The sequence below is a fragment of the Actinomyces haliotis genome, assembly GCF_015355765.1.
Lineage (GTDB): Bacteria > Actinomycetota > Actinomycetes > Actinomycetales > Actinomycetaceae > Actinomyces > Actinomyces haliotis.
In genome coordinates this window covers 167,627-181,725 of the sequence record NZ_JACWNA010000002.1, presented here as the reverse complement: position 1 = coordinate 181,725, position 14,099 = coordinate 167,627, and the positions used below count along the sequence as shown (strand labels likewise).

15 protein-coding genes are annotated in these 14,099 nt (G+C 72.6%); 5 read left to right on the top strand and 10 right to left on the bottom strand.

Features of this window, described 5'->3' with window-relative positions; genetic code table 11:
• The first annotated feature begins 156 nt into the window (after positions 1 to 156).
• Positions 157 to 471, top strand: coding sequence for an acylphosphatase (locus IXW69_RS02235; RefSeq protein WP_194784753.1), 315 nt, complete (start codon positions 157 to 159; stop codon positions 469 to 471).
• A gap of 37 nt (positions 472 to 508) precedes the next feature.
• Positions 509 to 799, top strand: coding sequence for a hypothetical protein (locus IXW69_RS02230; RefSeq protein ID WP_228524510.1), 291 nt, complete (start codon positions 509 to 511; stop codon positions 797 to 799).
• A gap of 228 nt (positions 800 to 1,027) precedes the next feature.
• Here the strand turns inward: IXW69_RS02230 and IXW69_RS02225 are convergent, their stop codons facing one another.
• The 3 genes from IXW69_RS02225 to glyA all read right to left on the bottom strand — a co-directional run bounded on the left by IXW69_RS02225 (position 1,028) and on the right by glyA (position 4,826).
• On the bottom strand, positions 1,028 to 2,113 hold the full coding sequence (locus tag IXW69_RS02225; RefSeq protein ID WP_194784752.1) for a hypothetical protein: 1,086 nt from the start codon (positions 2,111 to 2,113) through the stop codon (positions 1,028 to 1,030).
• 500 nt (positions 2,114 to 2,613) lie between these two features.
• A complete protein-coding gene (locus IXW69_RS02220; RefSeq protein ID WP_194784751.1) occupies positions 2,614 to 3,519 on the bottom strand; it encodes a bifunctional methylenetetrahydrofolate dehydrogenase/methenyltetrahydrofolate cyclohydrolase in 906 nt (301 codons plus the stop codon).
• Positions 3,516 to 4,826 carry a serine hydroxymethyltransferase gene (gene glyA, locus IXW69_RS02215; protein ID WP_323745123.1) on the bottom strand — a complete coding sequence of 437 codons (1,311 nt, stop codon included), beginning with the start codon at positions 4,824 to 4,826 and terminating at the stop codon, positions 3,516 to 3,518. Before glyA ends, IXW69_RS02220 begins: the two co-directional genes overlap by 4 nt.
• A gap of 1,026 nt (positions 4,827 to 5,852) precedes the next feature.
• Here glyA and purU point away from each other — a divergent pair.
• Positions 5,853 to 6,743 (top strand): formyltetrahydrofolate deformylase, encoded by an 891-nt coding sequence (gene purU / locus IXW69_RS02210; RefSeq protein ID WP_194784750.1) that lies wholly within the window; start codon positions 5,853 to 5,855, stop codon positions 6,741 to 6,743.
• A gap of 25 nt (positions 6,744 to 6,768) precedes the next feature.
• Positions 6,769 to 7,278, top strand: a complete 510-nt coding sequence (locus IXW69_RS02205) for a beta-class carbonic anhydrase (RefSeq protein ID WP_194784749.1) — start codon at positions 6,769 to 6,771, stop codon at positions 7,276 to 7,278.
• 47 nt (positions 7,279 to 7,325) lie between these two features.
• On the opposite strand, the gene IXW69_RS02200 is transcribed toward IXW69_RS02205, so the two are convergent.
• Positions 7,326 to 8,294 (bottom strand): IS481 family transposase, encoded by a 969-nt coding sequence (locus IXW69_RS02200; protein ID WP_194784748.1) that lies wholly within the window; start codon positions 8,292 to 8,294, stop codon positions 7,326 to 7,328.
• A 120-nt stretch (positions 8,295 to 8,414) separates the two neighbouring features.
• On the opposite strand from IXW69_RS02200, the gene IXW69_RS02195 reads away from it, so the two are divergent.
• A complete protein-coding gene (locus IXW69_RS02195; RefSeq protein WP_194784747.1) occupies positions 8,415 to 8,990 on the top strand; it encodes a mycothiol transferase in 576 nt (191 codons plus the stop codon).
• Between the two features lie 78 nt (positions 8,991 to 9,068).
• Here IXW69_RS02195 and IXW69_RS02190 read toward each other — a convergent pair whose 3' ends face one another.
• The 6 genes from IXW69_RS02190 to IXW69_RS02165 all read right to left on the bottom strand — a co-directional run bounded on the left by IXW69_RS02190 (position 9,069) and on the right by IXW69_RS02165 (position 14,097).
• The gene (locus IXW69_RS02190) at positions 9,069 to 9,758 is read right to left on the bottom strand and encodes an HAD family hydrolase (RefSeq protein ID WP_323745121.1); all 690 of its coding nucleotides are present in this window, start codon (positions 9,756 to 9,758) and stop codon (positions 9,069 to 9,071) included.
• 19 nt (positions 9,759 to 9,777) lie between these two features.
• Complete coding sequence (locus IXW69_RS02185) at positions 9,778 to 11,016, bottom strand: N-acetylglucosamine-6-phosphate deacetylase (protein WP_194784746.1); 1,239 nt, start codon at positions 11,014 to 11,016, stop codon at positions 9,778 to 9,780.
• Between the two features lie 161 nt (positions 11,017 to 11,177).
• Entirely contained in the window at positions 11,178 to 12,485 is a 1,308-nt protein-coding gene (locus tag IXW69_RS02180; RefSeq protein ID WP_323745120.1) for a DNA glycosylase AlkZ-like family protein, read from the bottom strand.
• Between the two features lie 90 nt (positions 12,486 to 12,575).
• Positions 12,576 to 13,271 (bottom strand): endonuclease NucS, encoded by a 696-nt coding sequence (gene nucS / locus IXW69_RS02175; protein ID WP_194784745.1) that lies wholly within the window; start codon positions 13,269 to 13,271, stop codon positions 12,576 to 12,578.
• Positions 13,272 to 13,340: 69 nt separating this feature from the next.
• Complete coding sequence (locus tag IXW69_RS02170) at positions 13,341 to 13,739, bottom strand: DUF2550 family protein (RefSeq protein ID WP_194784744.1); 399 nt, start codon at positions 13,737 to 13,739, stop codon at positions 13,341 to 13,343.
• A gap of 10 nt (positions 13,740 to 13,749) precedes the next feature.
• The gene (locus IXW69_RS02165) at positions 13,750 to 14,097 is read right to left on the bottom strand and encodes a F0F1 ATP synthase subunit epsilon (protein ID WP_194784743.1); all 348 of its coding nucleotides are present in this window, start codon (positions 14,095 to 14,097) and stop codon (positions 13,750 to 13,752) included.
• Positions 14,098 to 14,099 lie beyond the last annotated feature (2 nt).

The following is a 14,099-nucleotide window of genomic DNA, read 5'->3' as shown; positions in this document are numbered from 1 at the left end:
CGGTGGGCGACGGTCTCGCGGGGTCCGGGTGACGCGGGAGCAGCCGGGCGGGAAACGGTTCTGGAGTCGTCAGGGTACGGCACCTCGTCAGGATATCGGGGGGCCGTCTCCCCGCCGCCCGCGACGCCGGCCGCTTCACCTGCGAGGATGGGGGGCATGAGCACATCCCGCAGCGCGTCCTCCCCCGGCTCCGCGACCCGAACGATCCACGCCCTGGTGTCCGGCCGGGTCCAGGGGGTCGGCTTCCGGTGGTCGTGCATGGAGGAGGGTGAGCGCCTCGGCCTGGTGGGCGAGGTGCGCAATCTCGACGACGGCGACGTGGAGGTCCTCGCTCAGGGGCCCACCGAGGCCGTCGGGTCCCTCATCGGGTGGCTCCATCGAGGGCCGCGGTGGGCGAGCGTCTCCCGGGTGACCGTCACCGACCTCAGCCCCGAGGCCGTGCAGCGGACGGCCTTCGTCATGGGCAACTGAGGATCGGCACCCGCCGGGGTGGGTGCAGGATGACCCCATGACCTCCCAGAGCCCTCCAACCTCCTCCGCCGCACCGTCGAGCCCCGCGTCGCTCGACGCTCTCCGCGCGCGCCGCGCCTCTGGGGCGCGGCTCATCGTCATCGGTCTCGTGGCCCTCGTCCTGGGTGCCGTGGCCCCTGTGCTCGCACAGGCGCAGGCTCTGTCGAGCGTCTCGACGATTCTCTGGGTGGCCTCGATGCCGCTGTGCCTCGCGGGTGCCGGGATCCTTACGGCCGGCGTCATGCGGCTGCGGTCGGCGCGCGCGGCCGCTGAGACGGACTGGGGCTGAACGGGCCGAACCCCTTCAGGAGCACGCCGGGGGCGGGGAGGAGCACGATGGTGCTCCTCCCCGCCCCCGGTGTCTTGCTCTCAACAGGCTCCGTCGTGGCTGCGGGCCGCGGTCGTGCCCTGCGCGGTGCGAATTCCGAGCCGGACGGCGGAAGCGCTGCTCCGCTGGGCCGAGTCGCCTCGCGGCGCGGCCGTCAGAGCCGTCGCTGAGGTGCCGAGCGGCTCCGCGTCAGGCACGACGGCGAGCCGTCGTGAGCACGCCACCGCCGATGAGGAGCGCGCCCGCCGTCCCGAGGAGAATCTCGGTCATGGCACCGGTGTGGGCGAGGGAGGAGTCGCCGACGGCGCTGCTGGAGGTACCGGAGGCGGCAGGAGCCGCTTCGGAGCCCGTGGCGGTCGCCTGCGAGCCCGTGCTCCGGGCACCCGTGCTCGAGCTGCCCGCGCCGTGGGAGCCCGTGACGGTGAGCGTCGTGCAGCCCGCGGCGGGGACGGTGCGGCCCGCGGTGGTACCGGTGGTGCTGCCGGAGCCGGTCGTCTCGGTGGACGAGGTGGTGGCAGCCGTGGTGCAGTCCTGGCCCTCGTCGGTCGAGGTCGACGGGGCCGTGGACTCGGAGCCGGCGGGGGTGGTCGGCTGCTCGGCGGCCGGGCTGGCGGGGGCGGAGGGGCTGGCCGACTCGGAGGGCTGGTCAGCGGGAGTCGTCGCGCAGTCGGTCGCTCCGGGGGTCGGCACGATGACGGTGGTGCCGTGTCGGTGCGTGGTGGGCGTGGGGACGGTCGAGCAGTCGTTGGTCGGCTCGGTCGTGGCCGGCGTGGAGGGCTCGGTGCTGGGCTCGGTCGTGGCCGGCGTGGAGGGCTCCGTGGAGGGCTCCGTGGAGGGCTCCGTGGACGGCTCGGTCGAGGGCTGGTCATCCGGGATGACCGAGCCGTTGCCGGGGGTGGCCGGAGTCGTGGTCGGCGTGCTGGGCTCGGTGGAGGGCTCGGTCGTGGCGGGCGTGCTCGGCTCGGTGCTGGCGGGCGCGCTGGGCTCCGCCGACGGCTCCGTCGAGGGCTGGTCATCCGGGATGACCGAGCCGTTGCCCGGGGTGGTCTGCTGCACGGCGGGGGTGCTGGGCTCGGTCGAGGGCTGGTCGTCCGGGATCATCGAGCCGTTGCCCGGCACCGTGACGGGGGTCGACTGGCTCGTGCCGGAGCTCGCGGAGTCATCATCGATGTTGGAGACGCTCGCGAGGGCGGGAGCCGCCGACACGGTGAGGGCGACGGCGGTGACGCCGGCGATGCTGAGGGAGCGACGAACGAGGCTAGTACGGGCTGACATGGGGTCCTCTCAAGGCCTGTGGGGGCGGGGTGACGACGTCGAATCACGTCGTGCGGAGACGAGAGAACGTTATGAATGAGGGTTGGGTAAGAGCACGGGTTAATCAAGCAATACACCCCGAGCACCCCCGGAACCCGCCCGGGAGACTCACCCCCACCCCCTCACGACCGAGATCCCACCGTGATCGCGTCGCGATCCCGCTGTGACCTGAATCCGCATGCGCCCGGTGCGGATCACCCGTGGGTATCGGCGCGCTCCCGCCCCGGGTGCGCCGTAGTCCTTTCATCCCACTCCGCATGCGGGTCCCGCAGTGTCCCCCTCACCTCACCTCACCCATCCCCCGCAGGGTGCATGCCCCGGAACCCGCGGAATGACGCCCCTGGAACCCTGGTTCCGTGGAGCGGGTGAACCCCTCCCCCCCCCCGGAGAAACGCGGGGGCCCGGCACCCTCCCGGGTGCCGGGCCCTCGCACGGCCAGCGCGTCAGACGCTCAGCACAGCTCAGTCGGCAGCGGCCTCACGCTCGGCGGTCTCGACGACGTTGGCGAGCAGGAGCGCGCGCGTCATCGGTCCGACCCCGCCTGGGTTCGGCGAGAGCCACGACGCGACCGCGTCGACGCCGTCGGCGACGTCGCCCATGATGCGTCCCTTGCCGGTCTCCGGGTTGACCACGCGGGAGACGCCGACGTCGAGCACGACGGCGCCGGGCTTGACCATGTCCGCGGTGATGATGCCCGCGGAGCCGGCCGCCGCGATGACGACGTCGGCCCGGGAGACGTGCGCGGCGAGGTCCTTCGTGCCCGTGTGGCAGACGTCGACGGTGGCGTTGACGTCCTTGCGCATGAGCAGCAGGCCGATCGACCGGCCGACGGTGACGCCGCGCCCGACGACGCACACGTCCTTGCCGGCCAGGTCGATGCCGTGGCGGGTGATGAGCTCGATGCAGCCGCGGGGCGTGCAGGGCAGGGGCGAGGTGATCGACTCGCTGCCGCGCAGGACCAGGCGCCCGAGGTTGGTCGGGTGGAGGCCGTCGGCGTCCTTGTCCGGGTCGATGCGCTCGAGGATCGCGTTCGCGTCGATCCCCTTGGGCAGGGGCAGCTGGACGATGTAGCCGGTGCACGCCGGGTCCGCGTTGAGGCGGTCGACCGCGGCCTCGATCTCGGCCTGGGTGGCGGTGGCGGGCAGGTCCTCGCGGATGGAGGTGATCCCGACCTCCGCGCAGTCGGCGTGCTTGCCGGCGACGTACTTGACGCTGCCGGGGTCCTCGCCGACGAGGACCGTCCCGAGCCCAGGGGTGACGCCGTGCTCACGCAGGGCGTCCACCCGCTCCTTGAGCTCGGCCTTGATCGCGGCCGCGGTGGCCTTCCCGTCGAGGACCTTGGCCGGCCCCTCCCAGGGGGCCCTCACTGGGCGAGCCCGGGGTAGAGCGGGAAGGCGTCGGTGAGCGCCTTGACGCGGCCCTTGAGGCTCGCGAGGAGCTCGTCGTCGGCCTTGCCGGCGGCGCCGGCCACGAGGGCGGTGGCGATGACGTCGGCGACCTCGGTGAACTCGGTGGCGCCGAAGCCGCGGGTGGCGAGCGCCGGGGTGCCGATCCGCAGGCCCGAGGTCACTCGCGGCGGGCGCGGGTCGAAGGGGACGGCGTTGCGGTTGACGGTGATGCCGGCGGCGTGGAGGAGGTCCTCGGCCTGCTGGCCGTCGAGGGCGGAGTCGCGCAGGTCGACGAGGACGAGGTGGACGTCGGTGCCGCCGGTGACGAGGGTGATCCCGGCCTGCTTGACGTCGTCGCGCAGGAGGCGCTCGGCGAGGATGGCCGCACCCTCGACGGTGCGCTGCTGGCGGTCGCGGAACTCGTCCGTGCCGGCCACCTTCATGGCGACGGCCTTGGCAGCGATGACGTGCATGAGGGGTCCGCCCTGCTGGCCGGGGAAGACGGCGGAGTTGAGCTTCTTGCCCCACTGCTCGCCGCGGCTGGAGAGGATCATGCCGGAGCGGGGGCCGCCGATGGTCTTGTGGACGGTGGTGGAGACGACGTCGGCGTACGGGACGGGGCTCGGGTGCAGGCCCGCCGCGACGAGACCGGCGAAGTGCGCCATGTCGGTCCACAGCGCGGCGCCGACCTCGTCCGCGATGGAGCGGAAGGACTCGAAGTCGAGGTGGCGCGGGTAGGCGGACCAGCCGGCGATGATGACCTTGGGGCGCTCGCGCAGGGCGGCCTCGCGGACCTGGTCCATCTCGATGCGGTGGGTGGTCTCGTCGACGCCGTAGGCGGTGGCGTTGTAGAGCTTGCCGGAGAAGTTGATCTTCATGCCGTGAGTGAGGTGCCCGCCGTGGGCGAGCGAGAGGCCGAGGATCGTGTCCCCCGGGCTGGCCAGCGCCGCGAGGACGGCCGCGTTGGCCTGGGCGCCGGAGTGGGGCTGGACGTTGGCGTAGTCGCCGCCGAAGACGGCCAGGGCGCGGTCGATCGCGAGCTGCTCGGCGACGTCGACGACCTCGCAGCCGCCGTAGTAGCGCTTGCCCGGGTAGCCCTCGGCGTACTTGTTGGTCAGGACGGAGCCCTGTGCCTGGAGGACCGCGCGCGGGACGAAGTTCTCCGAAGCGATCATCTCGAGGGTCTCGCGCTGACGGGCCAGCTCGCCGTCGAGGACGGCGGCGATCTCCGGGTCGAGCTCGGACAGGGGCATGTTGTTCAGAGCGGTGCTAGCGGGACCGGTCATGGTTCTCCTCGTGTCTGCGCGGCGAGCGCCGCGGGGGCGTCGACCTCGGCCCAGGCGGGCGACCAGGTGCTTCCGGAGCGGCGGCGCGCGGGTGACCCGGGCGCCTGCCGGTCGGCGCTCCCCGGTGGTGGTCCACCTTCGCCAGTCGCACCGACGGCGCCATGCTACCGCCGCTGTGACCGGACCGTCATCGACCGTACCGAGCGCTAGGCGAATGGCCCTCGGTGGCCGCTTACAGAACCCGAGTGCTTCCACGGCGGTCGCCGTGCTACGGCCGAGAATTACTGGAACCTCGCCGGCGCCAGGAGGTACACGCATGCTGGACGGCGATGAGTACTGGGCGCCGGCCGAGGGACACGTCGCCGACACCGGGGCACAACTCACCGAGGCGGAGAACGTACCCCTGGGCGACCGACCACTCACGCGCACTCACCCATGCCGCCACCGCGACGAGGGTCAAGATCGCAACCCCAACGTCGAGCAGAGACTCGAGGGCTTCCAGGAGCGCCAGCTCACTCGCAATCAACAGCAGAATCCAGGAAGACGCTCGACGCATGTACCCGACGACCTCGTCACGAAAGACGCTCAGACCAGTGAGCAACGGGGACGACGGTGAGAACTCGCTGCAGCGAGACTGCACGAGCCAGACTAGATCCGCCTCCAGCTGAGCTGCCCGCGGAGCCGTTGCGGTCAGGGCCAGGCCCAGCCTTCGAAGCAATGACACACGCCGAGTCCGCTCGCGTTCGGCCCTCTCGTTCGTCCGGTGGATGGCGTCGGACCGTCGCGCTTCGGCGAGCGCACTCCGCACTCGGTAGAGGGCGGATACAGAGACCAGATTCTCAACAGCCTGCATCCCCGTCCCAAGCACGCTGAGGGCAGCAATCACAACACCGGCGCTCACGAAGTCATTCGATCACCTCGGCACGACAACCTTCACCGGTCGACGGCTCGACCGCTCAACGTCACGAGAGATCGCGACCCGAGCACATGCGCTTCGAGTCCGGTAACGTCGGTACCCTCCCCACCATGACCACCGACACCGACAGCGCACGCACCGCCACCGCGCCCACGGGCGCGCAGCACCTCGTCGTCACCCTGTCCTGCCCGGACCGGCCCGGCATCGTCCACGCGGTCACCGGCGCCCTCGCGCGCCGCGGCGGGAACATCACGGAGTCCCAGCAGTTCGGTGACCCCGAGACCGGGCTGTTCTTCATGCGCGTCACGGTGCTCACCCGCGTCCCGCGCGCCGAGCTCGAGGCCGACCTCGACGAGCTCGCCGACCAGTACGCGATGACGTGGTCCGTCGACGAGGCGGAGCGCCGCGTCCGTACCCTCCTCATGGTCTCCAAGGAGGGGCACTGCCTCTCCGACCTCCTCTTCCGCGCCAAGAGCCAGGGCCTGCCCATCGAGGTCGTCGGAGTCGTCGGCAACCACGAGACCCTCCGCGACGTCGCCGAGTTCTACGGGGTCCCCTTCCACCACGTCCCCGTCACGAAGGACACCAAGGAGGAGGCCGAGGGCGAGCTCCTCGGGCTCGTCGAGAGCCTCGACGTCGAGCTCGTCGTCCTGGCCCGCTACATGCAGATCCTCTCCCCCGCTCTGTGCGAGCGGCTCCACGGCAACGTCATCAACATCCACCACTCCTTCCTGCCGTCCTTCAAGGGCGCCAAGCCCTATCAGCAGGCCCACGACCGCGGCGTCAAGCTCATCGGCGCCACCGCCCACTACGTCACCCCGGACCTCGACGAGGGCCCGATCATCGAGCAGGACGTCACGCGTGCCTCGCACACGGACTCCGCCCTCGCCCTCCAGCGCAAGGGGCAGGACGTCGAGCGCCGAGTCCTGGCGCAGGCCGTCAAGTGGCACGCGGAGCACCGCGTCCTGCTCAACGGCTCGCGCACCGTCGTCTTCGCCTGACCCGCACCCACCGAAGGAGCCCGCCATGAGCACCGACCACAACCCCACCGGCCCGACCACCGCTGACCTGCTCGGCAACGCCGAGCGCTACGCCGCCTCCTTCTCCCCCGTGCCCGGCGGCGCGAAGGTCGCCGTCGTCGCCTGCATGGACAACCGCCTCGACGTCACCCGGCTGCTGGGCCTGGAGAACGGCGACGCCTACGTCATCCGCAACGCCGGCGGCATCCTCACCGACGACGTGCGGCGCTCCCTCGCGATCGCCCAGAACGCGCTCGGGGTCCAGGAGATCGTCCTCATCCACCACACGGACTGCGGCATGTCCGGCCTAGCGGACCAGCCCTTCGCGGACTCGCTCACCCAGGCCACCGGGCTGCGGCCCACCTGGCGTCCCGGCGGCTTCACCTCCGCCGAGCAGGACCTCCGCGAGATGCTCGCCGGGCTGGCCGCCGACCCGCACGTGCCCGGGGGCGCGAGCGCGCGCGGCTTCGTCTACGACGTCGCCGACGGCAGCCTCACCGAGGTCGAGCGCGGCTGAGGCGCCCGGAGCCGGACCGGCAGCCTAGATGTTGGTGGCAGACAGGTTCATGACAGTCGGGCGGTTGGGGGGTTGCCGCCCAGTGCGCTGTGGCCTCGTGCAGTGTTGTAGAACTCGAGCCAGGGGGCAAGGGCGTCGCGGCGTTCCTGGTTCGAGGTGAACGCCCTGCGGTAGGCCCACTCGGTGGCCAGGGTGCGGTTGAACCGCTCGACCTTGCCGTTCTGCCACGGGCAGTGCGGCTTGATGAACTTCTGCCTGGCACCAACCTGGGCGACGGCGGCAGCGAAGGCGCCCGAGTGGCGGTAGACGAAGGCGTTGTCGGTGATGACCCGCTCGATGTGCTCGATGCCGTGATCCGCGAAGTACTTCGCGGCCCGCAGCACGAACCCGGCGCAGGTGTCGGCCTTCTCGTCGTCATGGATCTCGCTGTAGGCCAGTCGGCAGTGGTCATCGACCATCGAGTGGACGTAGTCGTAGCCGATCCGGCCCCGCCGGCACTTGTCGGCCTGGGTCGCGGCCCGTCCCAGCACGCGCCACCCGCCCCCGTCGGGGATCTTGCCGAGCTTCTTGACGTCAACATGGACCAGCTCGCCTGGCCGCTCGCGCTCGTAGCGGAGCGTCGTGGCCTGGCTGGAGCGGATCACCTCCCCGGTGATGGGATCCAGGCACGCCAAAGGGGGCATGTCGTGACGGCGCAGGATCGCGGTGACCGTACGCACCGGGACCCCTGTCGCGGCGCTGATCGAGGCCGGCCCCTGCCGGTGCTGCCGGCGGTGCGCCAGCACACGCTGCTCGGTGGCGGCGCTCGTGCGCCTGGGCATCGTGTGCGGCCGGCTCGACCTGTCGTACAGGCCCGCGTCCCCCAGCTCGTCGTAGCGCTTGAGCCAGTGGTGAGCGCACTGGCGGGACAAGCCCATCGCCTTGGCGGCGTGCGCCACCGGCCAGCCCTGGGTGCGGACCCGTTCAACCAGCAGCCGCCGACCGTTGACATTCAGCCGGGCCTTAGAGTGAGCCATGGGGGGACCTCCGTTTGTACGTGTGAGCGTCGACAAGCCACACACAACGGGGGTCCTCCCCTTCACGTCAACCCGACCGGTGTCACCAACCTACCTGCCACCAACACCTAGAGTGCGAGCATGTCCGACACCACTGGCACTGATACCTCCCGCCGCGCGGGAACCGGCCCAACGGGCTGGCACGTCCTTCTCCTCGCCTCGCTCGACCGCTCCCGCGAGCGCCTCGCCCGCGCCCTCGACGGTGTCAGCGCCGAGCAGGCGAGCGCACGCCCCGTCGACGAGCTCGCTCCGCGCATCGACTCCCTCGCCTGGCTCGCGTGGCACACCGCCCGCGAGATCGACCTCCAGGTCTCGGCCCTCAGCGGCTCCGAGCCGCTGTGGACGGCCGCCGACTTCGTGGGCCGCTTCGCCCTGCCCCTGCCCACGGACACCGAGGACTGGCACCACACGCCCGCCGAGAGCGCGCAGGTGACGGTCACGGACACGACGCTCCTCGATGACTACCTCGACGCCGCCTACGCCCTCGTCCGCGAGTACGTCGAGGGGCTCACCGAGGCGGACCTCGACGAGGCCGTCGACGAGTGGCAGAACCAGCCAGTGACCCTCGGGGTCCGGCTGTCGTCCGTCATCGACGACGCAGCCCAGCACGCCGGCGCCGCCGTCTCCGCCCGCCGGCTCCTCGGACTCCCGGGCTGAGGCGCCGCCTCACGACGTCGAGCGGACCGGCACCCGTCGCAGGGCGCCGGCCCGCTCATCGTCGGGGCAGGTAGTCGCTCAGTCGACGCCGAGGAGTGACGGGGTGACGTCCCGCAGGGACCGGACCAGGCGGACGCTGCCGTCGTGGGGCAGGAGCGGCGCGTTCCCGATCTGGATCGTGGCGAGGCCGGCGGCGCGGGCGGAGGCGAGCCCCGTCGCTGAGTCCTCGACCACGACGCAGCGGCGCACCGGGACGCCGACGCGCTCGACGGCGGTGGAGTACGGCTCATGGCTCGGCTTGGGCGCCAGACCGTCCTCCCCGGTGACGAGGACGGTGATCGCGTCACCCAGGGCCCCGGCCACCGCCTCGACGAGACGGCGGCGGGAGGCGGAGACGATCGCCTGGATGACGCCGCGGCTCGCCAGCTCGGCAGTGATCTCCTGGGAGCCGTCGACGAGCGGCGGCTGGGAGACGACGAGGTCCCCGACCTCGACGTTCATCGCGTCGGTGACCTCGTAGGCGACGGGGTCCTCCGCGGAGGCCGCGGCTCCCGTGGCCGCGATGAGCGCCCGGGTCCCGGGCTCGGAGGCGCCGGCCAGCGAGGCGAGGACGGCACGGGTCACGGTGCCGCCGCGCTCCTCGCACAGACGCGTGAAGGCGGCGTCCCACAGGGGCTGGGACTCGATGAGGGTGCCGTCCATGTCCCAGAGGACGGCGAGGGTGGAGGTGTCGTGGCCGTCGGTGCTGGGGACTCGCTCAGTGCTCACGGCCGACAGGGTAGCGGCCTCAGACGGCCACGAGGCGTCCGCGACGCAGCACGGTCATCGGTCGCAGGTCGTCGTCGGTGACGACGACGTCGGCGCGCAGGCCGGCCTCGAGCGCCCCGACGGAGGGGGCCCCGATGACGCGGGAGCCCTGGACCGAGGCGCAGTACACGGCGTCGACGAGGTCGACCCCGCCGCGCCACGTCGTGCGGACGACGTCGATGAGGTGCGCGGTGCCGCCTGCGATCGCGCCGGCCCCGGAATCGTCTGCCAGGCGCGCGACCCCGCCGGAGACGGTGACGGGCCGGGATCCCAGGACGTAGGAGCCGTCCGGCATGCCGGCGGCCGCCATGGCGTCGGTGACGAGCACGATGCTCTCGCGGCCGAGCATCTCGAACACGTCGAGGACGAGCGCGGGGCTGAGGTGGACGCCGTCGCCGATCATCTCGACGACGCAGCGGCCCTTGGCGGCGGCGGCGAGGAGCTCCGGGACGGGACCGGGAGTGCGGTGGTGCATGGGCCGCATGCCGTTGAAGAGGTGGGTCGCCGTGGGGACGTCGCAGCGGACGGGCTCCCCCGCGTCGCGCTGGTCGTCGAGGCGGGCCGAGGCGTCGGCGAGGGCGGCGCGCACGGGGGCGGCCTCGGAGTCGGTGTGGCCGAGGCTCGGCAGGGCACCGCCCTCGATGAGGGCGGCGATGACGCCGTCGTCTCCCGTGGTGCCGGGCTTCTCCGGGGCGATGGTCATCGTGGCGACATGGCCTCCGCCGAGCTCGAGGAGCTCGCGGACCAGGTCGGCGTCCGGGTCCGTGATGCAGCCGGGGTCCTGGGCCCCGCAGCGCTCCACGGAGATGAAGGGGCCCTCGAAGTGGATGGCGGCGAGCTCGCCCGCCTCGGCCAGGGCCGCGAGGGTGCGGGTGCGCTCGCGCAGCACTTCCGGCGACGCGGTGACGCAGGAGGCGACGAGGCTCGTCGTGCCGTGACGCCGGTGCTCGAGGACGGCGGTCATGGCCTGCTCGGGGGTCTCCGCGTTGGGGAAGGACTCGCCGCCGCCGCCGTGGCAGTGGACGTCGACGAGACCGGGGAGGAGGTAGCCGCCCTCGGGGGCGGGCGTGGCAGCGCCGACGGCGTTCCCGAAGCCGGCGCGGTCGGCGTCGCGGGCGTCCCCGACCCAGGCGATGTGCTCGCCGGTGACGACGACCGCGCCCTCCTCGATGACCTCGACGGGGGTGACGACTCGACCGGTGAGGGCGGCGGTGCTCATGGGCGCGAGCATAGGCACGCGCTCTGAACGCGTAACGTGCATGTCCGCTCAGACAGCCGCTCTCCAATCCGCAAGCTGTGGGCCCGTCGGCAGACCGAGGGGCCGTCGTCCCCACGATTTGCCACGCAGCCCACAGTTTGGACCGAGGGGGCGGCGCGAGCTCAGCGGGCGAGCCGCCGCTCCATCCGGCTGACCGCACGCTCGACGTCCTTCTCGAGTCGCGAGGACACCCGGGCGTCAGCCGCCCAGAGAGGCTCCGACCGGGCGGGGCGGACGGCGACGACGCGCCCGTGGTCGACGAGGAGGGGCCGGAACATCCCGTTCATCGACGGGCAGATGAGGAGCTCCCCGGCCGCGTCAGTGAGCGACAGGCGGTCCTTGTAGCCGACGTGGAGCTCGTCGAACGCGCCGAGGTAGAGCGTGGACTCCGCGGCGCGCCGCGACGACTCCAGCAGGTCCGGAAGGTCGGCGCGCCCGTAGAGCACGTCGGTCCCCGCGCGGCCGCGCGGTGCGGCCTCGGTACCCGCACCGAGCACGGTGACGGTGCCGCGCAGGCCGCCCTCGGCCCGGTAGCGCGTGAGCGGCGCGTGAGAGTGCTCGGCGTCGACGGCGTAGTCCGCGGCGTTCGTGAGCTCGACGGCGTCCTCGAGCGCCCGGCGGCACTCCGTGGCCGGCAGGGTCGTCCAGCGCGAGAGGTCCGCGGCACTGATCGGCCCGTGGCTCGTGGCGTAGCGACGGGCGATCTCGGCGACGGCGGCGCGGTGCCCCTCGGTGCCGTGGGCAGTCCCGGCGGCCCCGCCGGGCCCGCTGCTGGCGGGCGGGAGCTCCTCGGCGGAGACGATGAGGTGCTCGTTGCCGCGCCGCGGCCCCTGAACGAGGTGGCCGGTGGCGTGCAGGGCAACGACGAGGTGGCGCTTGGCGTAGGTCTCGGGCATACCGGAGGCGATGAGCTCGGGAAGGATCCCGTCGGCCTCCCAGACCTCGAAGAGCTCCGCGCGGGTGAGCCCGGGGCGCCCCTCACCCGCGGCAGCGGTCAGGGCGGCTCGCGCGGCGGCGGCGGCGCGGGCGAGCCCGGCGGAGCCGTGGCCGAATCGCTCCTCGTCGACCTTCATCCAGCCGGAGAGCCGGTGGACGAGCGCCTCGCGCATCCAGTGGTGGTCCTCGGCGGTGGTGACGTGGACCGTGCCCCGCATGGGCCAGGAGCGCACGAGCGCGGACTCCTCGAAGGCGGCGTCCACGTCCGCGCGGGTGACGCTGCGAGGGGTCCGGGCGAGGATCGCGTGCGGGATGGCCGAGACCTGCTGGCCCTGGATCGCGAGCTGCCGCCGGACGGCCTCAACGGGGGTCGCGGCGGCCGTGGCGGGCACGAGGCCCTGGGCGACGATTCGCAGGTAGGACAGCTCGCGTGGCTCGTGGACGGGCGGGGCCGCGGCCGCGGCGCGCGCGGTCTCGAGGACGGTGGAGGGCACGGCGGTGCTCCTTGTGACGGTGGGACTGTTGTCGGGCTGGCCCCGGCGCGGCTGAGTGGCGCCAGGCGCGGTGCTGCCAGACGGGCGCGCTCAGAACAGGCGGGTCGTCGGGTCGTCCATGCCCCGCATGGCGTCGTAGTCGAGGACGACGCAGCGGAAGCCTCGGTCCTCGGCGAGCACGCGGGCCTGCGGCTTGATGGTCTGGGCCGCGAAGACGCCTCGCACGGGCGCGAGGAGCGGGTCGCGGTCGAGGAGCCGGACGTACCGGGTCAGCTGCTCGACGCCGTCGATGCCGCCGACGCGCTTGACCTCGACGGCGACGCTGCCGCCGGACGGGTCCTTGACCATGAGGTCGACGGGGCCGACGGGCGTGGGGTACTCGCGGCGCACGAGGCGGTAGCCCTCGCCGAGGACCTCGGGCTGCTCCGCCAGGAGCTCCTGGAGGTGAGCCTCCACGCCGTCCTTGGTGAGGCCCGGGTCGACGCCGAGGTCCGTCGTCTGGTCGGAGAGGACCTCGAAGAGACGGATGACGAGGAGGTCGTCGCTCTTGCGGGCCCGGACCTCCCACTTCGAGGCGACGCCGGCCTCGAGGTCCTCCTCGTCCGGCTCGACCTCCTTCATGGTGGCCGGCGGGCTCATCCAGTTGAGCGGCTTGTAGGAGCCGCCGTCGGAGTGGACGAGCACGGAGCCGTCCGCCTTGACCATGATGAGGCGGGTGGCCCGGGGCAGGTGGGCGTCCAGGCGCCCGGAGTAGTCCACGGAGCAGGAAGCGATGACGACGCGCACCGGGGCAGCCTACCGGGCGTCGCCGTCGGGTCCAGCCAGCACCCTATGGGCGCCCGGACCGCGGGCGGCTCAGAAGAGCGTCGGCTGGTGGGGCGCCGCGGACTCGAGCCAGGCGACGAGCGCCGAGTGCGAGTCCTCGAGCATGGCGAGGTCGTAGTGCCTCCCGGCGCAGTCGAGCTCGACGTCGACGATCCGGCCGTTGGAGCCCCGGTGCCGCAGCTCCCCGAGCTCGATGTCCGGGCGGAGGAAGCGCAGCCGCGGCCGCCAGGCGAGAGAGACGAGCCGGTACCACTCGATGTCGTCGTCGCCGAAGACGCCGATGCCGCTCGCCCAGCCGCGCTGGCCCGTGCGGCGCAGCGCGAGCTCGAAGGCGCCGACCCGCCCGGCGAGGCGACGGAGCCTGATGAGGAGGGCGACGGCCAGAACGAGGATAACGACGGCGGCGCCGCCCAGCGCGTCCCAGACCATCACCGGCTCCTCACTCCATCGCGCCCGAGTTGGTCTCGGTCACGTCCTCGAGCACCGTCTGGACCATCTCGCCTGAGGCGTGGGCCGCGGCGACCTCGTCACCGGCGAGGTCGACCGCGACGGTGAGGGCGTCGTGGTCGAGCGAGCAGAAGCCCCCCTCGACGGCGATCGTCACGGTCTCGCCGGAGGGCGTCGTCAGCCGGACCTCGCCGTCGGAGACGACGGCGAGGACGGGCTCACGCCCGGGCAGGATGCCGATCTCGCCGTCGAGCAGGGGGACGGAGACCTGCGTGGCCTCCCCCTCCCAGGCGGTCCCGCCGAAGCGGGAGACGATCTCGACGCTGAGGTTGCCTGCCACGG